We start from the raw sequence: 23,992 nt of genomic DNA, 5'->3' as shown, positions 1-23,992 counted from the left end.
GGTGGAGCCGGCGCCCCCGGCTCGGTTTGGCGAGGTCCGGCCGGGTCCGGGTTCAGTCGGCGGCCAGCAGCGTGTCGGCGATCACGTCCAGACCGACGCGGTCCACCCCTTCGGTCAGCAGTGGCAGCTCCACCAGGGGCAGCCCCAGCTCGACCAGGTCGGCCCGGAGCGACTCCTCCAACTCACGCCGGATGAGCTGGTCGCGGGCCTCGGCGTGCAGGCCGGCGACGGACGCCCGATCGGTCTGCAGGCCGGCCGCGGCCAGCCCCCGGCGCAGCTCGGCCTGGGTGACCTTGCCGGCCAGCAGCGGCGGGCGGGTCGCGTTCAGGATCAGCCGGCCGACCGGGATCCGTAGGCCGTTCAGGTCGGCGATCGCGTCGATCGTCTCCTGAACCGGCATTTCCTCCAGCAGCGTGACCACATGTACGGCGGTCATCGGGGAGCGGAGCAGCGCCGCGACCCCCTCGCTCTGGGTCTTGATCGGGCCGACCTTGGCCAGCCGGGCGGTCTCGGCGGTGACGTTCAGGAACCGGCCGATCCGACCGGTCGGCGGGGCGTCCAGCACCACCGCGTCGTACACCCGGCGCTTGTCGGCCGTCCGGGTGGTGGCCTCCTTGACCTTGCCGGTGAGCAGTACGTCCCGCAGCCCCGGTGCGATCGTGGTGGCGAAGTCGATCGCGCCGAGCTTGCGCAGCGCCCGACCCGCCGCCCCGAGCTTGTAGAACATGTCGAGGTACTCGAGGAGCGCCTCCTCGGAGTCGACGGCCAGGGCGCGTACCTCGCCACCGCCGCGTGCGGTGGCGATCGGCCGCTCCTCGTACGGCAGCGGGTCGGTGCCGAAGAGCTGGGCGATGCCCTGCCGGCTCTCCACCTCGACCAGCAGCGTACGGCGACCACCGCTGGCCAGTGCCAGCGCCAGCGCGGCGGCAACCGTCGTCTTGCCGGTCCCGCCCTTACCGGTGATCACGTGCAGCCGGGCCGGCCACCGGGCACTCGCCCGGTCGGCACCCGCCCGGTCCCCCGACTCCTCGCCCGCTCGCACCCTTCGAGCCTAACCAGCCCCGAGCCCGACCAGCCGGCCGGTCAGATGACGTCGCAGACCCACCACCCGGTCTCCCGTATCACCACGAAGGCCAACTGCTGGTCCACCGACCGCTCGTCGCCGGTGGTCATGGTGAGTCTGGTCGACACCAGGGCCCGTTCCTCGGTCTGCTCGTCGACCTTGGGCGTGGCCCAACGGAACCGCGCGGTGTCGTACCGCCCGGCGGACTCCGCCACCTCCTGGATCTTCGCGGCGATCTCGTCGTCGTCCCGGGCGGCCGAGCAGACCAGGCTGGCCGCCCGGTCGGCGTCCCGCTCGCTGTAGACCGCCGTCAGGAACTCGTCCACGGCGACCACGGGATCCGCGGCCCCTTCGCCCCGCTCGACGCCGCGGACCACCAGGAAGGCGGAGACCCCGCCGACCACGCAGAGCAGCAGCGTCGCGGCCAGCGCGACCGACGCGATGATGAGACCGCGCCGCTTCCTCGGCGGTGTGGCGGGTCCGGTCGCCGGATAGCCGGGAGGTGCCGGGTGACCGGGTACGGCCGGGCCCGGCCCGGGCTGGCCGGGGTGGTAGCCGCCCGGACCGGGCTGTCCCGGAGTCGGCTGCCCCGGTCCCGGCGGGCCGTATCCGGGCGGCGCCGACATGGGCGGGCCGGACATGGGCGGGCCGGACATGGGCGGTGCCGAGGTCGGCGGCCCGTACGGCATCGGCCCGGCCGGCGTCGGCGGGACAGGCTGGGAGGCCGCCGTCACCGACGAGGCCCACGGCCCGGTCGGGGCCAGTGGGGCTGCGGATTCGGTCGAGGGGACCGAGGCCCCTGCTTCGGTGGGGGCCGGCGGGGCGGGCGCTGGGGTCGGGGCGGCGGTTGCCGGCGATGCCGGGACGATCCGCTGGGTCGGCACCTCCGGGGGATCCGGGAGGACCCGGGTCTCCGGGTCGAGCCGTTGGGTGGCGGTCTCCGGGAGGTCCGGGACGGCTGAGGTCTCGGGGGCGAGCCCTCGGGTGGGGGACTCCGGCGTCTCGGGGGCGCCGGAATCGGCGGGAGCGGGGGGCGGCTCTGCGGTCTCGGCGGGAGCGGAGGGCGGCTCTGCGGTCTCGGCCGGAAAGGTCGGCTCCGTCGGCTCGTCGTCGGACGGCGTGTTGACGGACGGGTCGACCGGCGAGGCGACCTCGGACGAGGATTTCGCCGACGCCGGAACCTCGGCCGGGCGTGTCGCTTCGGCCGACCCGCCGGCCGATCGTTCCGGCACGTCGATCGATGCCGGTCCGGTCGGTTCGGGCTGTGGTGCCGGTCCGCTCGGTTCGGGCTGTGGTGCCGGTCCGGTCGGCTCGATGTCCGGGACTGGCCCGGTGGGCCCGTTCTGTGCCGAGGACTCGGCCGGCGGGCGGGCGGGTTCGTCGCCGTCGGACGGTTGCCTCATGGTCTCCCCAATCCCCGCAGGGCCCCGGTGCGGTGGTCAAGGCGCCGGCCGGCGGGTCGGGAGGGCTGGCGTGGTCGGACGGTGCGGCGGCAGAACTGTGGCGACCCGGCCCGGCGAGGGTATCCCGCCCGGCCAACCGGGGCAGCCACGGTCCGGCGCGGGATCGGGACAGCTCCGCCCCACCGATCGGGAGGCGTACGCGTACCGCGGCGGCCGCAGCCCGTAGGCTGTCGCCGACAAGCCCGAGACGAGGAGACCTCTAGCGATGCAGAAGTGGGAGTACGCCACGGTGCCGCTGCTCACGCACGCCACCAAGCAGATTCTCGACAACTGGGGCGAGGACGGTTGGGAACTGGTGGCGGTGATACCCGGCCCGAACCCGGAGCAGCTCGTCGCGTACCTCAAGCGGGCCAAGTCGTGACGGCTGGACCACACGGCAAGCTCGCCGAGCTGGGCCTCGTACTGCCCGAGGTGGTGCCACCGCTGGCCTCGTACGTACCGGCCGTCCAGTCCGGTCGCCAGGTGTACGTCTCCGGCCAGTTGCCGTTTCGCGACGGCAAGCTGCTGGCCACCGGCAGGGTCGGCGCAGGTGTCTCGGCCGAGCAGGCGAAGGACCTGGCCGCGCAGTGCGCGCTGAACGCGCTTGCCGCGATCGACACGCTGGTGGGCCTGGAGAGCGTTGTCAAGATCGTAAAGGTGACCGGTTTCGTGGCCTCCGCCGACGGGTTCACCGGGCAGCCCGGCGTGGTCAACGGCGCCTCGGAACTCTTCGGCACCGTCTTCGGTGAGGCGGGCCGGCACGCCCGCAGCGCGGTCGGGGTCGCCGAACTGCCGCTGGGCGCGCCGGTCGAGGTCGAGGTCATCGTCGAGGTGGCCTGAGCCGGGTCAGGCCTCCGGTCAGGTAGCGCCGGGGCCGCCCGGAGGACCCGTGCGGCCGGCCCGGCCCAGAACGTCACCGTGACCCGAGCCGGAGTGGGCGGCCGGGTGAGTCGAAGGGCTGCCGGAGCCGGGCCGGCGGTGCCGGTCCGGCACCGCGCGCTGCGGTGAGAGAACTCCGGGTCGAAGACCGCTGGGTGAACACCGGGGTGGCTTGTCCGACGGGCGACACCGGCAGGTCACGGTGCTGTCGCCTGCGGGTCGTACCATCTCAGCCATGACCGGGCACGTGACCGCGCCGGCGGCGGCGCTGGCCGACCAGCTACCGAGCTGGGCGACGCTGGTCCGTGCCCCCAACCCGGGGCCGATGACCCTGGACGGCACCAACACCTGGGTGCTCGGCGTCCCGGGCACGGGTGTGGTGGTCGTGGTCGATCCGGGCCCGCTCGACGAGGGCCACCTGGCCGCGGTGGCCGCGCACGGGCCGGTGGCCGGGGTGCTGGTCACGCACGGCCACCCCGACCACACCGAGGGGTTGGACCGCTTCCTGGAGCTGACCGGCGCCGAGCCGCTGACCTTCCGCTGCGGGTGGTCGACGATCGAGCTGGCCGGTCTCCGGATCCGGCTGTTGATCACCCCCGGGCACACCGCCGACTCGCTCTGCTTCCTGGTCGAGGGCGGTGACGAGCGGGCTGTCTTCACCGGCGACACCATCCTGGGCCGGGGCACCACGATCGTCGCGCACCCCGACGGTGACCTGGGGAACTATCTGGAGAGCCTGGAGACGCTGACCGAGTTCGCCGGGGTGCCGGTGCTGCCCGGGCACGGCCCGCCGCTGGCCGACTGCGCCGTCGCGGCCCGGTTCTACCTGGCCCACCGGCAGGCCCGGCTCGACCAGGTCCGCACGGCGGTGAGCCAGGGGGCGCGCAGCGCCGCCGAGGTGGTGGCGGTGGTCTACGCGGACGTGGACCGGGCGCTCTGGTCGGCGGCCGAATGGTCCGTCCGGGCCCAACTCGCCTATCTCGATCAAGAGAACCGGGAATCCGGCCCGGGGGCCGGTGGGTTGGAAAATCCGTGACCTGCCCGGTGTGTGGAACCGTTGCCGTACCCGGTGCGCGGTTCTGCCACAACTGCGGAGTCGCGCTACCGGCTGCCGCGACCCTGCCGGAGGCGGAGCGCCGGGTGGTAACGGTGCTCTTCGGCGATCTGTCCGATTTTACCTCCTGGTCGGAGGATCTTGACCCGGAGCGGGTCAGTACGGTCACCGACCGGGTCCTCGCCGCGCTCGCCGGTGCGGTCAAGACCTTCGGCGGGCACGTCGACAAGCTGACCGGCGACGGGATCATGGCCGTCTTCGGCGCACCCGTCGCGCACGAGGACGACGCCGAGCGGGCGGTCCGGGCGGCGCTCTCCATGCAGCGCGCCGTACGCCGGGTCCTCGACGACGAGCAGGGCGGCGGGGCCCCGCTCGGGCTGCGGGTCGGGCTCAACACCGGTGACGTGGTCGCCGGCATCCAGGCGTCGATCGAATACACCGTCATCGGCGACACCGTGAACACCGCCGCCCGGCTGGCCGACGCCGCCGCGATCGGCGCCGTCTACGCCGGTGCCCGGACGGCGGCGGCCACCCGGCGGGTCGCCTCCTGGCGGCAGCTCCGGCCACTGCGGCTGAAGGGCAAGCGGGAGCCGGTCGAGGCGTACGAGCTGCTGGGCCTGCTGGACGCCCCCGGCACCCGGTCCGGGCTCGGCGACGAGGCGCCCTTCGTCGGGCGGGAGACCGAGATCGGCCGGGTGGCCGGTCGACTCGCCGAGGTGATCGACCAGGGGCAGCCCCGGGTGCTGCTGATGACCGCCGAGGCGGGGATCGGCAAGTCCCGGTTCGCCGCCGAGGTGGAACGGCTGGCCGCCGGTTACGACGTCGGTGCCGGCCGGTACGCGACGCACACCGGCGCCCGGGTGCTCTCGGTCAAGTGCGCGGCGTTCGGGGAGCGCCGCCGGCTCGCCCCGCTCGCCGACCTGGTCCGGGCGGCGGTCGGCCTGCCGGACGGCCCGGCCACCGCCGTCACCCGGCCGGTGGTCGAGGAGCGGCTGCGCCGGCTGGGCCAGCGGCTCTCCCGGCATCGCCCCGACCCGCCACCGGTCGCCGTCGACCTCCTGCTCGCCCTGCTGGGCTACACCGAGCTGCCTCCGGCGCACGGCACCGTGCCGGCGGGCCCCGCCGAGTGGTCGGCCGGCGAACCCGGGCCGGACGCCGACGCGATCCCGGTCGCCGTCGCCGAACTGCTCAGCGCGCTCGCCGCCGAGACCCCGCTCGCGGTCATCGTCGACGACCTGCACGACGCCACCCCGGAGACCACCGACGCGCTCGGCGTGACGCTGTCCCGGCTGACCGGGCCGGTGCTGGTGCTACTGCTCGGCCGTCCCGAGCTGGTCCGGACCGCCGGTGCGCTGACCCGGGTGGCCGACGCCGAGGTACACGCCCTGCCGCCGCTGCGCGGTGCGGACGCCGCCCGGCTGCTGACCGCCTACCTCGGCGGGGGGCGGCTGCCCCAGGCCGACGTGGACCGGCTGCTCGCCACCGCCCAGGGCAACCCGTTCTATCTGGCCGAGCTGGTCACGTTGCTGATGGAGCGGGGCGCGCTGACCACCGTGCTGGGCCGGGCACCGGTCCGGCCCTCCGCCGCCGGCCAGGCCGCCCCGGGCAGCGGTGTGGCCGGCTCCGCCGTGCGAACCGGCGCGACCGGGACCACCGCCCCGGCCGGACGGAGCGGCAGAACGGTCGGTGGAGGGACCGGCGGGACGGTCGGCGCGGACGAGGCGCAGCGAGCGGGGCTGGGAGCGGCCTCGACATCCGCCCCGGTCGGCGGGGCGAGTCCGGTCGGCGGCACCGTTGCGGGAGCCGCCGGCGTCTGGCGGCTGGCGCCCGGTTCGCTGGGCAGCCGGCTGCTCTCCCGCGACCTCGCCGCCGTGCTGGCGGCCCGGATCGACGCGTTGCCGCCGGACGCCCGGGCGGCGCTGCGGGACGCCGCAGTGGTCGGCGACACGGTGCCGGCCGGTGCGCTGGAGGCGCTGCGCGAGCGGCGGGCCGGGCGCGAGGGGCGGCCGACCGCGGTCGTCGCGGTCGAGCTGGAGCGGGCCGTCGAGGAGCTGCTCCAGCGCCGGATGCTGCACCGCAACCGGGACGGCTACATCTTCGCCACCCCGCTGATGCGGGAGGCCGTCTACGCCGGCATCGGCAAGGCCGATCTCGCCGACCGGCACGCCGCGCTCGCCGAGTGGGCCGCGCCGCCGGACCCGGGAACCGGTCCGGGCGAGGCGGTCCGGCCCGGCACCGGGGCGAGCGGGCTGCCGGCCGCCGAGCGGGACGCCTTCATCGCCGAGCACGCCGAGCGGGCCAGCGCGCTCGCCGACGTGGTCAGTCTGCGCTCCGACGCGACCGCCCGGAACGTGGCGCCGCTCGGCATGGCGGCGCTGGGCCGCTCCGCCCGGCGGGCACTCGCCGCCGGGGAGCCGGCACAGGCCGTCGAGTACGCCGAGCGGGCCGCCCGGCTCGCCGGTGAGTCGGTACCCGGTGGCGACCGGCTGGTGCACGCCCGCGCCCTGCTCCAGGTGGGGCGGATCGCCGAGGCGCTCGCCTTCGCCGAGAAGATCGGGGCGAACGCCGGGGACGACGTCGCCGTACGGGCCGGGGCACTGCTCGTGGTCGGTCAGGCGTACCTGGCCCAGGGCGACCAGGCGCGGGCGGTGAGCTCCTGGCAGGAGGCGTTGCAGGTGGCCACCCGGCACAACCTGCCGGGGCCCCGGGCGTCGGCGATGCGGCGGCTCGGGATGGCCGACTTCGTCAGCGGCCGGCTGAGCCAGGCCAGCAGCCGGTTCGCCGGGGCGTACCAGGTCAACCTGGACGCCGACGATCCCCGGGGACAGGCGTGGTCACTCCAGAACCTGGCCTGGGTCACCACCACCCGGGGCGACTTCGCCGGCACCGACGCCGTACTCGGCCGGGCGGCGCGGCTCTTCGCCGAGATCGACGACCCGGTGGGGCGGGCCTGGCTGCGCGGCACCACCGCGTTCGCCCGGCTGCTCGCCGGCCGGCTCGGCGAGGCGCGTCGGCTGGCCCAGGTCTTCCTGCCGTTCGGCGAGCGGGTCAGCGAGGCGTGGGCGGTCGGCACACTGCGCGCCGTGGAGGCGTTCGCCGCCGCCGAACTGGGTGAACTCGCCGAGGCCGACCGCGAGGCGCGGCGGGCGTACCGGGACTTCGCCGCCGCCGCCGACGACTGGGGCCGGGGCTTCGCCCTGGTCGTACGCGGCGCGGTGGCGCGCGGCGTCGGCGAGCCGGAGCACGCCACCGACCTGCTCACCGATGCGCTCGGGTACGGCCGGCGCACCTCGCACCCGCTGCTCACCGGGCTCGCCAGCACCCTGCGCGGGTTCGTGGCACTCGACCGGGGGGATGTCGCGGCGGCGGAACGGGACGCCGAGGCGGTGCTGGCGGCGGTGGAGCCGCACAACCCGTTGGCGCCGACCCAGCTCGGTCCCCGGATGCTGCTCGCGGCGAGCCGGCTGGCCGACGGCGACGCGGCGACCGCGGTGAACCTGCTCGAACCGATCGCGGCGGCCGGCGCGGTGCCTTCGGTGCTGTTCAGCCGCCGCCAGGCCCTGGCCCGGTACGCGTCCGCGCTGCTCGCCGACGGGCGGACGGCGGTCGCGCTGGACTGGGCCCGGCAGGCGGTGGAGGCTCCGGGCGAGGACATCCGCAGTCAGGTGATCGCCGTTCGGATACTGGCCGAGGCGCTGGCCGGGGCGGGACAGCCGGCGGAGGCGGCCGAGGTCGCCGAGGAGGCGGTCCGGTTGGCGTACTCGACGCAGCAGACCAGTGAGCGGGCCGCGGCGGAGGAGTTGCGGGCCCGGCTGGCCCGGCCGTCGACGGGTCCGGCCGCCCGGGAGGGGCTGGTGGTGGTCCGGCAGCGGCTCGCCGAGGAGATCACGGCGCCGGCCGCCGGGTTCGATTCCATCGATCTTCGGGATACCGCCCAGCCCGGGCAGCCGTTAGCCTAGATCCACTGCCGTCCACAGCGGACTGGCGTCGGCACGGAGGATCGCAGGTGAGACTGCCCCGCTCGGCCGCAGGCTGGACCATCGCCGTCTTCGGAGGGCTCGCCCTGCTGCTCGGCGCCGCCGGCCTGATCCGACCGGAGTGGCTGCTCGCCATGCTCGGCCTCGAGGTGCGTGAACCGGCCGACCGGGTCGCCGGCGACTACACCAGGACCTTCGTCGCGGCCTCGTCGATGGCCTCGTTCAACATGGGTGTCTACTACCTGCTCGCCGGGTGGACCGAATGGCGGCCGTTCTTCCGGTTCACCGTGCTGTTCCGGCTGCTGACCTTCACCGTCTTCACCGTCCTGGTGCTGACCGAGGTGGCGCCGGGCCGGTTCTTCGGAGTGGCCCTCTGGGAGGGCCTCGGTGCGGTTGCCACCGTCGCCGGCCTCTGGTACGACCGGCGTCGGAATGGCAACCAGCCGGTAACAGCCACGGGTGCGGGGGGCTGAACCCGCTCATGTTCCCGGTATTTTCAAGTCTGTGACCGATACCCCGCCAGGCGCGCTGCCGCTGCCCGTCGTGCCCGGCCTGACGGATTTGCAGGTATTTGCCCGGGGTGGTTATGCCACCGTGTACCGGGCGACCCAGCAGTCCGTGGGGCGTGAGGTCGCGGTGAAGGTCGAGAACCGGACTCTGGACAGCGAGCGGGACCAGCGCCGATTCCTCCGCGAGGCGCGGGCGGCCGGCCGGATGTCGTCCCATCCGCACGTGGTCGACCTCTTCGACGCCGGGGTCACCGAGGACCAGCACCCATATCTGATCATGGAACTCTGCGACGGGTCGTACGCCGAGCGGATGCGTACCTCGCCGCTGAACCCGGTCGAGGCCCGCGATGTCGGCGTGAAGATCGCCGACGCGCTCGCCGACGCCCACCAGCTCGGGGTGCTGCACCGGGACGTCAAGCCCGCCAACATCCTCTACTCCCGGTTCAACGAGCCGGCGCTGGCCGACTTCGGGCTGGCCGTACTCGCCGAGGCCCGGGACACGGCGATCACCCTTGAGGTGCTGACCCCGGCGTACGCGCCACCGGAGATGTTCCGGCACAGCCCACCGTCACCGGCCGTCGACGTGTACGCGCTCTGCGCCACCCTCTACGCGGTGATGCACGGCAAGCCGCCGCGCTGGCAGGCCGACCGCAACCCCGGACTACTCACCCTGCTGGAGCTCTTCGCCGAGCCGATCCCGGAGCTGCCGGGCGTACCGGCCCCACTGCTCGACCTGCTCCGCTACGGGATGGCCAACGACCCCGCCGACCGGCCCACCGCCGAGCAGTTGCGGGACCTGCTCGTCGCCGTACCGTTGGATCCGCCGGCTGTGACGAACACGCCGAACCGGAACGTGGTCGCGGGCGTGCCGGTGTCGGGGATCCCGGTCTCCGGGATTCCGGTCTCCGGCGGGTCCTGGCCACCCGGTGCCCTCGGCGCGCCGGCCGGCAGCGTCGCCGCCTCCGGGAGCGGCGGCCCGGCGGGCCCCGCGATGACCTCGGCCCCCGCCGGTACGCCCTCGCCCCGCACACCCACCTCCGGCGCGCCCGTCTCCGGCGTGCCGGTCTCGGGCGTCCCCGTCTCCGGGGCGCCGCCCTCGGGTGGTGCCCCGCCCAGCGTCTACCTCTCGAAGTCCTACACGCCGCCGCCACCCCGGCCCGGCTCCGGCCCGCCGGAGGTGGGCGGGGAGCCCGCCATCTCCCGGCCCCGCCGCAAGCGGCGCTACTGGATCTTCGGTGGTCTGGGCGTGCTTGTCCTGCTGGCCACCATCGCCAGCGGTTCCTGGTTCCTCGCCAACCGAGGGCTGCCGGGGCCGTCGCCGAGCGGGCGGGCGGTGGCGACGACGGCCGGTCCGACCGCCAGCCGGCCGTCGGTCGGGACCGGTGCGCTGCCGGGCTGCCAGTTGCCGCTGCCCCAGGCCGCCCGCTGCCCGGCCGAGCTGGAGTGTTTCGGCCCGGTCCGGCTCCGGGGCACGGTGGCGGAGGCCAGCGAGATTGCCTGCGCGGGCCGGCACACCTGGGAGTCCTATGCCGAAGGTGACCTGCCACCCGGGCTGGACCCGGCCGACCATGCGGCGGTGAAGAACGACATCACCGTTCGCCAGGTCTGCAACGCGACCGTCTTCCGGCACACCACCACCCTGATCGACGTCGCCCCGTGGCGTTTCGAGGTATTGCCGCCGCCGGCCGGCGGAATTGAACGGACCTTCCGCTGCCTGGCCGGTAAGGGCGTCGACCGGCTCACCGGGCCCAGCCTGACGGCGAGCTGATCTCCGCGTGGTGGTGATTACCGAAGTGGGCATTGGCGGCTACGCTCGGCGGTAGCATCCCCCTCCCAGACCGGGGTCCGTCGATGACCGAGACATCGCGCAGAGGCCGGCTACGGCTGCTCGGCACGACCATGGCGGTCGTGCTCACCCTGCTGCTCGCCGCCGGAGCGGGCTGCGACAGCCAGCGCGGTCCCGAGCCCCCCTCGGTGCAGGAGAAGCTCAAGCAGTCGCACATCTACGGCCAGAGCAAGCTGCGGATCGGGGTCGCCACCCTGGAGCCGCTGATGGGCGTACTGGACGACAACGGCAAGTACGTCGGGTTCGACATTGACATCGCCCGGTACATCGCGGCGTCGCTCGGCTACGCCGGGGACCAGCGGATCGAGTTCGTGCAGCTCGCCACCGAGGACCGGATTCCCGCACTGCAGAGCGGGCAGGTCGACATGGTGGTCTCCAGCTTCTCCATCACCGAGGAGCGGCAGAAGCTGGTGAGCTTTGCCGGACCGTACTTCGTCACCACCCAGGAGGTGATGATCCCGGTCGCGCTGAAGAACCGGATCCGCACCATCGAGGACCTGCGCGCCCCCAGCTTGCGGATCTGCGTCGGAGGCGGGTCGACCACCGAGGCCGAACTCGAAAAACACCAGATAAGGACGCTGGTGGTCAAGAACGTCCGGGACTGCGTGCAGGGAATCATCGACGGCAGGTACGACGCGGTGAGTTCCGACGAGACGATCCTCGCCGGGTTCCGCTCCCGCTATCCGGCGAGGTTCGAGATCGTCGACATGCCGTTCGGCACCAGCGAGCAACTCGGCGTCGGGGTGCCGATCAGCGATCCGGCGCTTCGTGACCTGGTCGCCTTCTTCCTGCACAAGAGCTACCAGGAGGGGCGCGCCGGCCGGACGAGTGCATGGCTCAGCGCGTACCACCGGAACCTGGGGCCGTGGCTCCCTCGGCCGGACCGTCAGCAGCCGCCGCCGCTGAACGTCCCGGACCTGGTGGACTTCGACGAGAAGGCGCCGGTGTGACCCTCTCCGGGCGGGAGTCGACGGCACCCCGGTCCGGCGCACCGACCGGCCGGGGCGGCGTCGAGAGTGGACGGCCGGTGGACGGCCGGCCGGCGGCCGGTGACGTCCCGGCGACCGATGCCCTGGCGTCCGACCTGCCGGCGTCCGACCTGCCGGCGTCCGATGATCCGAGATCCGACGTTCCGGTGGTCGCTTCCGCAACCGGCGGCGGTGACCGGGGCGGAGGGGCGGCGGTCGGCTGGCCGTCCACCGCCGACGCCGCGGAGCGGAGATCCCGGGCCAGCCAGTCGTTCTGGACCCTGGTCGTCGGGGTGCCGGCGATCTTCTCGGTACTCCGGCTGGGCGTGGAGGCGGGCGGCGAGTTGCAGACCACCCTGCTGCTGGTCGCCAACGTGAATCCGGTGAACCTGGCCGCCGCGCTGGTCACCACCGCCGCCCGGCTGGTCTCGGCCGGGCTGGTCGCGGTCTTCGCGATCGGCGCCGTGCTGCTGGCCAGTGCCCAGTGCAACCCGTCGCACCGGATCGGCCGGCATCCGCCGATCTTCGCCCGATGGCGGGCGATCACCCCGCCGTGGGTGGTGATCGCCAGCTTCGCCGTCGCGCTCGCCACCTGGCCGATCCTCTACCTGCCACTGCTGCTGCCGGCGTTCGCGGCCGCGTTTCAGCTCAGCCCGGCCCGGCTCGACGAGCGGCGGATCCCCCGGCTGCTGCTCCTCGGCGCACTGCTGGCCGGGTACGCCGTGCTGATGCTGCCGACCCTGGCCGACGCGTGGAAGCAGCGGGAGGCGTTCGCGGTACTCGTGATCGCGGCCCCGCCGCTGCTGGCGATGCTCGTCACCGGCCCCGTACCGGTGGGGGTGGCCCGGCCGCTCGCCATGACGGCCCAGCTGGCGGTACTGGCGATGCTCTGCTGGGCGGCACTGCCGGTGATCACCACTCCGGTGCTGCCGCTGACCGTCACCACGATCCGGGCCGCCGACGACGGCACCGGCACCACGCCGCCGGCCTCGGACGGCGGGCCGGTCGCGCCCGGTGCGGAGGCCGGTGGCGTCGAGCGGATCCGGGGGCACGTGATCACGGTGGACGACGTCAGCATGGTGATCCTCCAGGAGCGCGGTGGCGTCCGGTACGTGCCGACCGGCCGGGTCGAGGCGCAGGTGCTCTGCCCGACCGAGGAGGAACTACCCCGCTACCGGCTGCGGATCCACGGCTTCCACGTCGAGGACTCGCTGCTGGAGGGGATGGGCCGGCGGGTACGCCCGGTGAACCGGATCGACGCGGAGTGCCGGACGGCCACCGGTGCGGGCCTCTGACGCCGTTACCGGCTGATCAGTAGCTCTTGGGCTGGCCGAGGACGCGCTGGGCGACGAAGTTGAGGATCATCTCGCGGCTGACCGGGGCGATCCGGCCGGCCCGTACCGCGCCGAGCAGGGTGGCCACCCCGTAGTCGGTGGTCATCCCGTTGCCGCCGTGCACCTGGATCGCGGTGTCCACGGCCAGCGCCGCCGCCTCCGCCGAGGCGTACTTGGCAAGGTTCGCGGCGACACCGGCTTCGACGTCCCGTCCGGCGTCGTACAGGGTGGCGGCCTTGGCGATCATCAGTCGGGCCAGTTCCACCTGGACGGCGGCGTGCGCTAGCGGATGCGAGACTCCCTGGTGGGCGCCGACCGGCCGACCCCAGACCCGTCGGGTGGCGGTGTAGGTGGAGGCGCGTTCGATCGCGTACCGGCCGGTGCCGGCGCTCATCGCGGCGACGGTGATCCGCTCCGGGTTGAGCCCGGCGAAGAGCGCCGGCAGTCCGGCGTCCAGCCCGCCCCGGTCGCCCGGCTCGGCCGCCCCGCCGACCAGGGCGTCGCCGGGCAGCCGTACCTCGTCGAAGTAGAGCAGCCACTGGTTCTCCGGGGAGACGATCTCCATCTCCAGCTTCGACATGGTCAGCCCGGGGGCGTCGGTCGGGACGACGAAGAGCGCGGGGCGGAGCCGCTCGTCGGGTGTCGGGCGCCCACCGCCGCCCGGGTCGGTCGTTCCGTCGCCCTCCGCCCCGGCGGGCCCGTCGTCGGGTACCCGGGCGACGACCAGCACGTACGGCGCCTCGTCCACTCCGGAGATGAAGCACTTCCGGCCGGAGAGCAGCCAGTCCGCGCCGTCACGGCGGGCGACCGTGCCGAGCCGGTGGAAGTTCGAGCCCGCCTCCGGTTCGGTGATCGCGAAGGCGATCTTCAGGGACCCGTCGGCGAGCCCGGGCAGGAAGGTCCGGCGCTGCGCCTCGGTGCCGTGCCGACCGATCACCGTACCCGCGATGGCCGGCGAGACCACCAGGAGCAGCAGCGGGCAGCCGGTCGCCGCCAGTTCCTCGCAGACGATGGCCAGTTCGGTGATGCCGCCGCCACCGCCGCCGTACTCGGCGGGGATGTTGACCCCGAGGTAGCCCAGCCGGCCGGCCTCGTCCCACAGCTCGGTGGTGTGCTCGCCGCCCTTCGCCTTGGCGACGAAGTAGTCGTGGCCGTAGCGCTGGCCGAGGGCCCGGACGGCCTCGCGGAGCTGCCGCTGCTCGGGAGTGGGGTCGAAGTCCATGCGGGATGCCTTCCTTCGAGGGAGCTGGGGATGGGCGCCGGACTACTCCGGGCCAGGGGCGCCGGGCCCTTCCGGGCCTGGTGTCGTGGGCTGCCCCCGACCTGGTGTCGTGGGCTGCTCCGGGGTGACCACGGCGAGCACCGCACCGGTCTCCACCTGGGAGCCGGCGGCGACCGGCAACTCGGCCACCACCCCGGCGGCCGGGGCGGCGACCGGGTGTTCGAGCTTCATCGCCTCCAGCACGAGCAGCGGCTCACCGGCGGCGACCCGCTGCCCGGCCGTCACCAGGGTCCGGCTGACCGTGCCGGGCATCGGCGCCAGCAGCGAGCCCTCGGCCAGCTCCGGTACCGGCTCGGCGTACCGGGGCAGCTCGGTCAGTACCACCGGACCGTCCGGACCGTCCACGAAGGAGACCGCCCCGACCCGGTGTACGGCGAACGCGTGCCGGACCCCGTCGACCGCCAGCACGGTGCGGGACGGTTCGGCGGCGAGCAGCACCACGTCGGGTTGCCTGCTCGGCTCGGGCTGCCCGCTCGGGTCGGATCGCCTGGCGCCGATCGGCCGGGCCGCCCAGGTGACCAGAGTGCCGGAGCGGTCCAGCCGGTAGTCGACCTCGATCGGGCCGGTCGGGCCGGCGTACCCGATGGTCTGTGCCATGCTGGGGACGTTGCGCCAGCCGGACGGCAGCGTACCGAGCACCGGGGCCGCGGCCCGGCGCTCGGCGGCCCCGGCCAGCGCGGCGGCCAGCCCGGCCAACCCGACCCGGTCCGGCGGGAGCAGCGGGGCGAAGACCTCCGGATGCCGGTCGAGGAAACCGGTGTCGATCTCGCCGGCCCGGAACTCCGCCGAGCGCAGCACCCGGACCAGCAGGTCCCGGTTGGTCGTCACGCCGTGCAGCTCCGCCCGACGCAGTGCGCCGGCCAGCGCCCGGGCCGCCTCGTCCCGGGTCGGTGCCCAGGCGATCAGCTTGGCGACCATCGAGTCGTAGTGCACCCCGACCACCGAGCCGTCCCGTACCCCCGAGTCGAGCCGCAGCCCGGAGCCGCGCCGGGGGTCGGTGCCGAACTCGGCGGTCACCCCCGGCACGGCGAACCGGTGCAGCGTGCCGGTGGCCGGCAACCAGTCGGCGGCCGGGTCCTCGGCGCAGAGGCGTACCTCGATCGCGTGTGCGATGACCGGCGGGGCGGTGGTCGGCAGCGCCCTGCCCTCGGCGACCAGCAGTTGCAGCCGGACCAGGTCGGTACCGGTGACGCATTCGGTCACCGCGTGCTCGACCTGGAGCCGGGTGTTCATCTCCAGGAAGTGGAAGTCGCCGGCCGGGGTGAGCAGGAACTCGACGGTACCCACCCCGAGATAGCCGACGGCGCGGGCGGCGGCCACCGCCGCGCTCTCCAGCCCGGCCCGCAGGTGTGGGGTGACCGCGACCGAGGGTGCCTCCTCGACGATCTTCTGGTGCCGACGCTGGATGGAGCACTCGCGTTCGCCGAGCGAGAGCACGGTGCCGTGCGCGTCGGCGACGACCTGCACCTCGACGTGCCGGGCCCGCTCGACGTACGGCTCGACGAAGACCGTGCCGTCGCCGAACGCGACGGCGGCCTCCCGGCGGGCCGACTCGATCGCCCGAGTCAGGTCGGCCGGGTCGCGGACGATCCGCATGCCGCGCCCGCCGCCGCCGGCCGCCGCCTTGACCAGTACCGGAAACGCGTCGACCTGACCGGCGGCGGTGTACGTCGGCAGCATCGGCACCCCGGCGTCGGCGAGCAGCGCCTTCGCCTCGGTCTTGTCACCCATCGCCGCGATCGCCTTGGCGGGCGGGCCGACCCAGGTCAGCCCGGCGTCACCGACCGCGCTGGCGAAGCCGGCATGCTCGGCGAGGAAGCCGTAGCCGGGATGCACCGCGTCGGCCCCGGTCCGGCGGGCCGCCTCGACCAGCCGGTCGACCCGGAGGTACGTCTCGACCGGCGCGGCGCCCGGCAGCCTGACCGCGACGTCGGCCTCGGCGACGTACGGTGCGTCGGCGTCCGGGTCGGAGTGCACGGCGACCGTCTCGATGCCGAGGGACCGGCAGGTGGCGAAGATCCGTCGGGCGATCTCGCCCCGGTTGGCCACCAGCAGTCTGCGGATCATCCGCCGCTCCTCCTCGCAGGGTTCGGGGTGTGCATCGGTCGTCCGGGCACGCGGCTCAGAACCGGAAGACACCGTAGGTGTCGGCGCCCCGGACCGGTCCGTTGTGGACTGCGGAGAGGCAGAGCCCGAGCACCGTACGGGTGTCCCGGGGGTCGATGACGCCGTCGTCGTAGAGCCGGCCGGAGAGGTGCAGCGCGGCCGACTCCGCCTCGATCTGCCGCTCCACCGTGGCCCGCATGGCGGCGTCGGAGTCCTCGTCGTACGGCCGGCCCCTGGCCTGCGCGGCCTGCCGGGCCACGATCGAGAGCACTCCGGCGAGCTGGGTCGGTCCCATCACCGCAGACTTGGCGTTCGGCCAGGTGAAGAGGAAACGCGGCTCGTACGCACGCCCGCACATGCCGTAGTTCCCCGCCCCGTACGAGGCGCCGAGGTTGACCGTCAGATGCGGCACGGTCGAGTTGGACACCGCGTTGATCATGAGCGCACCGTGCTTGATGATGCCCCGCTGCTCGTACTCGGTACCGACCATGTAGCCGGTGGTGTTCTGCAGGAACAGCAGCGGGGTGTCGGCGGCGTTGGCGAGCTGGATGAACTGGGCCGCCTTCTGCGCCTCCTCGGAGAAGAGCACGCCCTGGACGTTGGCCAGGACGCCGACCGGATAGCCGTGCAGGTTGCCCCACCCGGTGGCCAGGGCACGGCCGTAGGCCGGCTTGAACTCGTCGAACTCGGAGCCGTCCAGGATCCGGCCCAGCACCTCGCGCGGGTCGAACGGCACCCGCAGGTCGCCGCTGGGGATGCCGAGCAGCTCCTCGGGGTCGTACTTCGGCGGCTCGGGCAGGGCGGTCCGGGGTGCCGGACCCTGCTTGCGCCAGGCGAGCCGGCGTACGCACTGCCGGGCCAGCCGCAGCCCGTCCGGCTCGTCGGCGGCGACGAAGTCGGCGAGTCCGGAGGTGCCGGCGTGCATGGCGGCGCCGCCCAGCGACTCGTCGTCGGCGTTCTCCCCGGTAGCCATTTTGACCAGCGGCGGCCCGGCCAGGAAGACCTTCGCCCGGCCGCGCACCATGATGGTGTGGTCGGACATCCCCGGCACGTACGCCCCGCCGGCCGTCGCGGTGCCGAACACCACCGAGACGGTCGGGATCCGAGCCGCCGAGAGCCGGGTCAGGTCCCGGAAGACCCGCCCACCGGGGATGAAGATCTCCGCCTGGCTGGGTAGGTCGGCCCCGCCGGACTCGACCAGGTTGATCATCGGCAGCCGGTTCGCCAGGGCGATCTCGCCGGCCCGCTGGGTCTTGCGCAGGGTGTACGGGTTGACCGCGCCGCCGCGTACCGTCGGGTCGTTGGCGACGACGACGCACTCGACGCCCTCGACCACCCCGATCCCGGTGACCACGCCGGCACCGGTCGGGAAGTCGGTGCCCCAGGCGGCGACCGGGGAGAGTTCCAGGAACGGGGCGTCCCGGTCGAGCAGCAGCTCGATACGTTCCCGGGCCAGGAGTTTGCCCCGGTCGTGGTGCCGGGCCACGTACTTCTCGCCGCCGCCGGCCCGGGCGGCGTCCAGCGCGCTCTCCAGCTCCGCCAGCCGGTCCAGCATCGCCGCCCGGTTCTCCCGGTACGCCGGAGCCGCCGGGTCGACGGCCGTCCGCAACACGCTCACCCTCGGCTCCTCACGCCCACCGCCGACCCGTGCCGGGTCAGCTCCCGATGTCCCACGGTCAGATCCCCAGGCCCTTGGCGATGATCTCGTTCATGATCTCCGTGGTACCGCCGCCGATGCCCAGGATCCGGGCGTCCCGGTAGTGCCGCTCCACCTCGGTGTCGCGCAGGTAGCCGTGGCCGCCGTGCAGTTGGACAGCCTGGTCGACCACCCAGTCGCAGGCCGCCACGGCGGCGTTCTTGGCCATCGCCACCTCGTCCGGCACCGGCTCGCCGGCCGCCACCCGGTCGGCGACCTGCCGGACGTACCCGCGGGCCGCCGCCGTCCGGGTGGCCATCTCGGCGAGCCGGTGCCGGACGACCTGCCGCCGGGTCAGCGGAGCGCCGAGGGTGTGCCGGTCCCGGCACCAGGCCAGGGTCAGGTCGAGGCAGCGCTGCGCGGTGGCGTACGCCTGGGTGGCCAGGGAGAGCCGCTCGGTGCCGAACTCCCGCATGATGGCGGCGAAGCCGGCGTTCTCGGCACCGACCAGGTTTCGCGCCGGGACCCGAACGTCGGTGAAGGAGAGTGCGGCGGTGTCGGAGCAGTGCCAGCCGAGCTTGTCCAGCCGGCGGTCGACGGTGCAGCCCGGTGCGTCCTTGTCGATCACCAGCAGCGAGATGCCGGCCGCACCCGGCGGACCGGTCCGGACGGCGGTGGTGACGAAGTCGGCCCGTACCCCGCTGGTGACGAAGACCTTCGCGCCGTTGACCAGGTAGTCGGCACCGTCCCGCCGGGCGGTCGTGCGCAGCGCCGCCACGTCCGAGCCGCCGTCCGGCTCGGTGACGGCGAGTGCACCGATCCGGGTCCCGGCGAGGGTCGGCCGGACGTACCGGTCGACCAGGTCGGCGGCACCGCCCGACTCCGGCCGACCGTCCCGCTGCCAGGCGCTGACGATGTGCGGCAGAGCGATGCCGTGCGTGAAGAGCGCGGCGACCAGCCCGGACGAGCCGCCGGCCCGGATGAGTTCCTCGGTGACCAGCAGGCTGTCCCGCAGGTCGCCGCCGCTGCCGCCGACCTCCTCCGGAAAGCCGCCCCCGAGCAGTCCCAGTTCGGCGGCGACGCCGTGTAGTGCCCGGGGTACCTCGCCGGCCCGCTCCCACCCGTCTAGTTGGGACAGTACGTCGCGCGCGACGAACCGGCGGGTCAGCTCCCGGAGCTGCCGCCGTTCCAGGCTCTCCGGCTCCCTCATCCCGACCCCGCCACGGCCGGTCGCCCCGCCGCCCGCCCGGGCTGTGCCGCCTGCTCGGCCTGTGCTGTCTGCCCGGGCTGTGCCGCCTCCCCTGTCCCCGCTGCCTCACCGGCCCGCGGGGTCGCCTTGCCGGTCCCCGCCGCCTCTATCGGTGGCCCGGGGAGCAGTTCGGCCGGCAGGTCGACGACGCGGGCGCGCAGCAGTTCGCCGAGCGCCTTGGCCTGCGGGTCGAACCGGGTGGAGCCGGCCGCGCCCGCGCCCAGTAGGCCGGTGAGCACGAAGTTGACCCCCCGTACGTGGGGCAGGTCGTACCGCCGCACCGGCAGTGTGGCGGTCTCCGGCAGCAGCGTGCGCAGCCGTTCGACGGTCAGCCAGCCGCGCAGCCAGCGGTGTCCGGCGTCCGACCGAGCCCACACCCCGAGGTTGGCGTCGCCGCCCTTGTCGCCCGAGCGGGCGCCGACCACCGTCCCGAGCGGTGCCCGCCGGGTCGGGCCGGTCTCGACCCGTGGCTCCCCGTCCGGACCGGCGAGCGGCACCGCGTGCTGCGGCGCGGTGACCGCCGGAGGTGCGATGTCGACCCGCTCGCCGGAGGGAAGTACGGCGACCTGCCGTACCCGCTCCTGGGCCACCTCCTCGGCGACGAAGACCCCGTACGGGCTGGCGTCGCCAGGCGGGGTGGTCAGGGTGCAGCCGGGATAGGAGGCCAGGGCCAGTTCGACGGCGGCGGCCGAGAACGCCCGCCCGGCCCGCTTCGGGTCACCGTCGCTCAGGTGTACGTGCAGCAGCGCGCTCGCCGTCTCGGTGCCGACCGCGTTCACCTGGTCGGTACGGGCGAGCCTGAACTCCAGCCCGTCGCCGCCGACGGCCTCGGTGAGCTGGGCCCGGACCAGTGCCGCCTTCGCCTCGATGTCCAGTCCACAGAGGACGAAGGTCATTGAGTTGCGGAAGCCGCCCAGCCGGGTTACCCCGACCTTCAGGGTTGGCGGCGGGGGCGTGCCACGGGCCCCGCTGACGCGTACCCTGTCCGGCCCGGCGTCGGCCAGGGTGACCGTGTCGAGCCGGGTCACCACGTCCGGGCCCAGATAGTCGGGGCCGGCGATCTCGTAGAGCAGTTGTGCGGTAACGGTCTCCCGGGTGACCGCCCCGCCGGTGCCCGGATGCTTGGTCAGCACCGCCGAGCCGTCCGGGTGCAGCTCGGCGATCGGGAAGCCGGGACGGTGCCCGCCGTCCGGCAGCTCGGTGAAGAAGCTGAAGTTGCCGCCGCTGACCTGGGTGCCGCACTCCAGCAGGTGGCCGGCGACGGTCGCCCCGGCCAGCGGGTCGAGATCGGACCGGGTCCAGCCGAAGTGCGCGATCCCCGGGCCGACCGCCAGCGAGGCGTCGGTGACCCGCCCGGTGACCACCACGTCCGCCCCGGCACCCAGGCAGGCGGCGATGCCGAACGCCCCCAGGTACGCGTTCGCGGTCAGCGTGCCCGGCCGGTCCAGCGAGTCGCCCTCGACGTACCCGATCCGGGCCGGCAGCCCGAGCCGGTCGGCGAGGGTACGCAGCGCGGCAGCCAGCCCGGCCGGGTGGAGTCCGCCCGCGTTCGTCACGATCCGCACGCCCCGGTCCAGCGCGGTGCCGAGGCAGGGTTCGAGCTGCCGGAGGAAGGTGCGGGCGTAGCCGAGTTCCGGGTCGCGCCGCCGGTCCCGGCCGAGGATCAGCATGGTCAGCTCGGCCAGGTAGTCACCGGTCAACACGTCCAGGTCGCCGCCGTCCAGCATCTCCTGCCAGGCGCTGGACCGGTCGCCGTAGAACCCGGAGGCGTTGCCGATCCGCAGCACGTCCGGGCTGACGCCGATCACGGCACCCCGCCCGGCTCCCCGCCGCCGCTATCCGGTTCGCGGCGGCCGCTATCCGGCTCGCCGTCACCGCCTGGCCTGCCGTCGCCGCCTTGCCCGGGATGTTCGGTGGGCTCGCGGCCTGGGCCGGGTGGGCCGGCGAAGACCTGGGCGATGCCGAGCCACTCGGTGGCAACCGGCCCGACCGCGACCAGGGCCAGGTCGGCGTGGTGTCGTCGCTGGGTGACCAGCAGGCAGAAGTCCAGTGCCGGCCCGGAGACCCGGTCCGCCGCGTCGGCCGGCCCGAACCGCCAGGACTCACCGTCGGGCCCGGTCAGCTCGACCCGTACGGGTGCGTCGGGGATCGGGCGGCCGTGCGTGGCGAAGGCGTGTCCGACGGTACGGGCACCGAGGTGGGCGACGTGCCGGAGCCGGGCGGTCGGCGTACGGGTGACGCCGAGCGTGTCGGCGACGTCCTCGCCGTGCGCCCAGGTTTCCATGATCCGGGCGGTGGCCATCGAGGCGGCCGACATCCGGGTGCCGTACCAGGGCATCTTCTCCCCGGCCGGCACGCCGCGCAGCGCCCGCACCAGGGCCGACCGGCTGGCCCGCCACCGGTCCAGCAGTTCGGGTACGGGTGCCAGGAACTCCGCCGCGCCCCGGTCGATGAAACCGTGCGGGTCGTTGGCCGCGTACCGGATCGACTCGGCGAACGCGTCGACGTCGGTGGCGGCCAGCGTGGCGACGTGGTCGGTCCAGGCGAGGTGGGCGATCTGGTGGGCGACGGTCCAGCCCGGCGCGGGTGTGGGACGGCCCCAGTCCGCCTCGGGCAGTTCCGCGATCAGCGCCTCCAGCGCCGCCGACTCGGCGGCCAGGTCTGTCAGCAGACTGTCCAGGTCGACCATTCGCGGCCTCCTTGCCGGTCGCGGATCGTGTGCCTTCGGTGTGGGTGGGTGGCGGTGGCAGGTGGGTGGCGTAGCGGTGCGGGTCAGGGATGTGCGGTGGCGACGATCGAGGCGAGTTGGTGTTTCCAGATGCCGAGCAGAGCGCCGCGCCGGGCCGAGTCGTCGGAGAGGAGGTTGGCCACCCCGAGCCCTCGGAGCAGGTCGAGGGTCGCCTGGATCGCCTCGCGTACCCCCGGTTGCCGCTCGTCGGCGTCGAGCAGGTCGACGGTGAGCCGGTGCATCTCGCGGCCGACCCGGGCCTCCAGCGGCACCAGTGCGTCCCGCAGTTCTGGATCGGTCCGCCCGGCCACCCACAGCTCCAGGGCGGCGACGAAGAGCGGGCCGGTGAACGCACTGGCCAGCATGTCGATGACCCGGTCGAGCCGCTCGGGTCCGGCCGGCAGGCCGGCCGCCTCGGCCCGGATCTCCGCTGCCCGGCGCTCGGCCAGGTGCTCGACGGCGGCCATTACCAGGGTGCTCTTGGTGGGGTAGTGGTGCAGTTGGGCCCCCCGGGAGACGCCGGCCCGGGCCGCCACCACCGTGGTGGTGGTGCCGGACCAACCCCGCTCGACCAGGCACTCCACAGTGGCCTCCAGCACCCGGGCCTGGGTGGCCCGGCTGCGTTCCCGCTGGGGGGTACGGGTCGGTGTACTGGACACGGAGACAGCCTGCCGGGTGAGAAACAAACAGTCAAGACTGCTTGTTTCTCGTCGCTGGTCCGTCGATTCCACTTCGTACACTTGGCGTACGCAACTGAGGCGTCGTGGTAACCCGGAGTTGGTTGACGGCGTTTTGTGCGAAAAGTACCGTATCTCTGCTTCGCGGTCCGCGAGGCGTTCTCCCGCTCGGCGGAAAGGTGGGTCAGCAGGATGTTCGACGACCTCGTAGAGGAGATCCAGGAAGATCTCGACGAGATTGAGGACGCGTTGGAGGACGTCGGCCTCGACGTCGAAATCGACGGGGAGTAACCGTCCGGGGTGGTCGACCCGGGTCGACTGCCCCACGTCGGCATGCTGGACGGACATCCGGACCGCCGAAGGATCGGCCGCTGCTGCCGACGGTCTCGGAATCTTGGCAAATTGGGGCCCGTGGCGAACCGTAGTTTGCCAAGGATCTTGGCGAGGTCACTGTGCGTGGCGGGCGCGGATCAGCCCCGCACCATCCCGGTGGTGGTACGGGGCCGAGGGCGGACGCGGTCGGTCAGTCAGACCCGGGCGCGGCGGGCCAGGCGCTCCGGGTCGAGGATGATGATGCTCTTGCCGTCCAGGCGCAGCCAGCCCCGCGAGGCGAAGTCGGCCAGCGCCTTGTTGACGGTCTCCCGGGAGGCACCGACGAGCTGGGCGATCTCCTCCTGGGTCAGGTCGTGGGTGACCCGGAGCACGCCGCCGTCCCGGGTGCCGAACCGGCCCGCCATCTGGAGCAGGTTCTTCGCCACCCGGCCGGGCACATCGGTGAAGATCAGGTCGGCCAGGTTGTCGTTCGTCCGGCGCAGCCTGCGGGCGAGTACCCGGAGCAACTGCTCGGCGATCTCCGGCCGGTTGTTCAGCCACGGCCGCAGCGCCTGCTTGCGGAGCCGGGCGAGCCGGGTGTCGATCACGGCGGTGGCGGTCGCCGTACGCGGGCCGGGGTCGAACAGCGAAAGCTCGCCGACCATGTCGGACGGGCCCATCACGGCGATCAGGTTCTGCCGGCCGTCAGCGGCCCGGCGACCAACCTTGATCTTGCCGCTCAGGACGATATAAAGGCTGTCGCCCGGCTCGCCCTCGTTAAAGACGATCTCGCCCTTGCGGACCTCGATCGTCTCCATGTCCTTCGCGAGAGCCTCGGCAGCCTCGGGGTCCACGCCCTGGAAGATCCCGCTCCGAGCCAACACCTCATCCATCGCGCACCTCCGCCCACGCGAGCCGCCCGCGGCCGGG

General features: G+C 73.9%; 16 protein-coding genes and 3 pseudogenes. 9 read left to right on the top strand and 10 right to left on the bottom strand.

Annotated elements, in window-relative coordinates:
* Positions 1-52 precede the first annotated feature (52 nt).
* Together R6Y94_RS17260 and R6Y94_RS17255 are read right to left on the bottom strand one after the other, a co-directional pair.
* Entirely contained in the window at positions 53-1,042 is a 990-nt protein-coding gene (locus R6Y94_RS17260) for an ArsA-related P-loop ATPase (protein WP_318396872.1), read from the bottom strand.
* A gap of 41 nt (positions 1,043-1,083) precedes the next feature.
* Positions 1,084-2,466 (bottom strand): hypothetical protein, encoded by a 1,383-nt coding sequence (locus R6Y94_RS17255; RefSeq protein ID WP_318396871.1) that lies wholly within the window; start codon positions 2,464-2,466, stop codon positions 1,084-1,086.
* Between the two features lie 265 nt (positions 2,467-2,731).
* Here R6Y94_RS17255 and R6Y94_RS17250 point away from each other — a divergent pair, with 265 nt between their 5' ends.
* From R6Y94_RS17250 to R6Y94_RS17215, 9 genes and pseudogenes are all read left to right on the top strand, one after another.
* Positions 2,732-2,887 carry a DUF4177 domain-containing protein gene (locus R6Y94_RS17250; RefSeq protein ID WP_130465462.1) on the top strand — a complete coding sequence of 52 codons (156 nt, stop codon included), beginning with the start codon at positions 2,732-2,734 and terminating at the stop codon, positions 2,885-2,887.
* Positions 2,884-3,345: a RidA family protein gene (locus R6Y94_RS17245; RefSeq protein ID WP_318396870.1), complete on the top strand. Its 462-nt coding sequence runs from the start codon at positions 2,884-2,886 to the stop codon at positions 3,343-3,345. The genes R6Y94_RS17250 and R6Y94_RS17245 overlap by 4 nt, the downstream gene beginning before the upstream one ends.
* A 274-nt stretch (positions 3,346-3,619) precedes the next feature.
* Positions 3,620-4,420 (top strand): MBL fold metallo-hydrolase, encoded by an 801-nt coding sequence (locus R6Y94_RS17240; RefSeq protein ID WP_318396869.1) that lies wholly within the window; start codon positions 3,620-3,622, stop codon positions 4,418-4,420.
* Positions 4,417-5,988 (top strand): annotated as a pseudogene (locus R6Y94_RS45160) (adenylate/guanylate cyclase domain-containing protein); the annotation flags it as partial. The gene R6Y94_RS17240 and the pseudogene R6Y94_RS45160, both read left to right, overlap by 4 nt.
* A 246-nt stretch (positions 5,989-6,234) precedes the next feature.
* A pseudogene (locus tag R6Y94_RS45155) lies at positions 6,235-8,256 on the top strand (adenylate/guanylate cyclase domain-containing protein); the annotation flags it as partial.
* Positions 8,257-8,444: 188 nt separating this feature from the next.
* Positions 8,445-8,888 carry a hypothetical protein gene (locus R6Y94_RS17230; protein ID WP_318396868.1) on the top strand — a complete coding sequence of 148 codons (444 nt, stop codon included), beginning with the start codon at positions 8,445-8,447 and terminating at the stop codon, positions 8,886-8,888.
* Positions 8,889-8,919: 31 nt separating this feature from the next.
* A complete protein-coding gene (locus R6Y94_RS17225; protein ID WP_412102784.1) occupies positions 8,920-10,692 on the top strand; it encodes a protein kinase domain-containing protein in 1,773 nt (590 codons plus the stop codon).
* Between the two features lie 83 nt (positions 10,693-10,775).
* On the top strand, positions 10,776-11,720 hold the full coding sequence (locus R6Y94_RS17220; protein WP_318396867.1) for a transporter substrate-binding domain-containing protein: 945 nt from the start codon (positions 10,776-10,778) through the stop codon (positions 11,718-11,720).
* Positions 11,717-13,033: a hypothetical protein gene (locus R6Y94_RS17215; protein WP_318396866.1), complete on the top strand. Its 1,317-nt coding sequence runs from the start codon at positions 11,717-11,719 to the stop codon at positions 13,031-13,033. The genes R6Y94_RS17220 and R6Y94_RS17215 overlap by 4 nt, the downstream gene beginning before the upstream one ends.
* Positions 13,034-13,049: 16 nt before the next feature.
* Here the strand turns inward: R6Y94_RS17215 and R6Y94_RS17210 are convergent, their stop codons facing one another.
* The 8 genes and pseudogenes from R6Y94_RS17210 to R6Y94_RS17175 form a co-directional block, all read right to left on the bottom strand.
* Positions 13,050-14,294, bottom strand: a complete 1,245-nt coding sequence (locus R6Y94_RS17210) for an acyl-CoA dehydrogenase (RefSeq protein WP_318396865.1) — start codon at positions 14,292-14,294, stop codon at positions 13,050-13,052.
* A 42-nt stretch (positions 14,295-14,336) separates the two neighbouring features.
* Complete coding sequence (locus R6Y94_RS17205) at positions 14,337-16,421, bottom strand: biotin carboxylase N-terminal domain-containing protein (protein WP_318396864.1); 2,085 nt, start codon at positions 16,419-16,421, stop codon at positions 14,337-14,339.
* 55 nt (positions 16,422-16,476) lie between these two features.
* Positions 16,477-18,015 (bottom strand): acyl-CoA carboxylase subunit beta, encoded by a 1,539-nt coding sequence (locus R6Y94_RS17200; protein ID WP_412102794.1) that lies wholly within the window; start codon positions 18,013-18,015, stop codon positions 16,477-16,479.
* Positions 18,016-18,136: 121 nt separating this feature from the next.
* The gene (locus R6Y94_RS17195; protein ID WP_318396862.1) at positions 18,137-19,306 is read right to left on the bottom strand and encodes an acyl-CoA dehydrogenase family protein; all 1,170 of its coding nucleotides are present in this window, start codon (positions 19,304-19,306) and stop codon (positions 18,137-18,139) included.
* Positions 19,303-21,072: an acyclic terpene utilization AtuA family protein gene (locus R6Y94_RS17190; protein WP_412102793.1), complete on the bottom strand. Its 1,770-nt coding sequence runs from the start codon at positions 21,070-21,072 to the stop codon at positions 19,303-19,305. The genes R6Y94_RS17195 and R6Y94_RS17190 overlap by 4 nt, the downstream gene beginning before the upstream one ends.
* A gap of 188 nt (positions 21,073-21,260) precedes the next feature.
* A pseudogene (locus tag R6Y94_RS17185) lies at positions 21,261-22,034 on the bottom strand (TIGR03084 family metal-binding protein); the annotation flags it as partial.
* Between the two features lie 83 nt (positions 22,035-22,117).
* Positions 22,118-22,732: a TetR/AcrR family transcriptional regulator gene (locus tag R6Y94_RS17180; RefSeq protein ID WP_318396860.1), complete on the bottom strand. Its 615-nt coding sequence runs from the start codon at positions 22,730-22,732 to the stop codon at positions 22,118-22,120.
* Between the two features lie 545 nt (positions 22,733-23,277).
* Complete coding sequence (locus R6Y94_RS17175; RefSeq protein ID WP_192766500.1) at positions 23,278-23,955, bottom strand: Crp/Fnr family transcriptional regulator; 678 nt, start codon at positions 23,953-23,955, stop codon at positions 23,278-23,280.
* Between the last annotated feature and the right edge of the window lie 37 nt (positions 23,956-23,992).

Source organism: Plantactinospora sp. KLBMP9567 (assembly GCF_033446045.1).
Lineage (GTDB): Bacteria > Actinomycetota > Actinomycetes > Mycobacteriales > Micromonosporaceae > Plantactinospora.
Note: the sequence above shows the minus strand (reverse complement) of the source record. Positions and strands in the feature narration are given on the sequence as shown.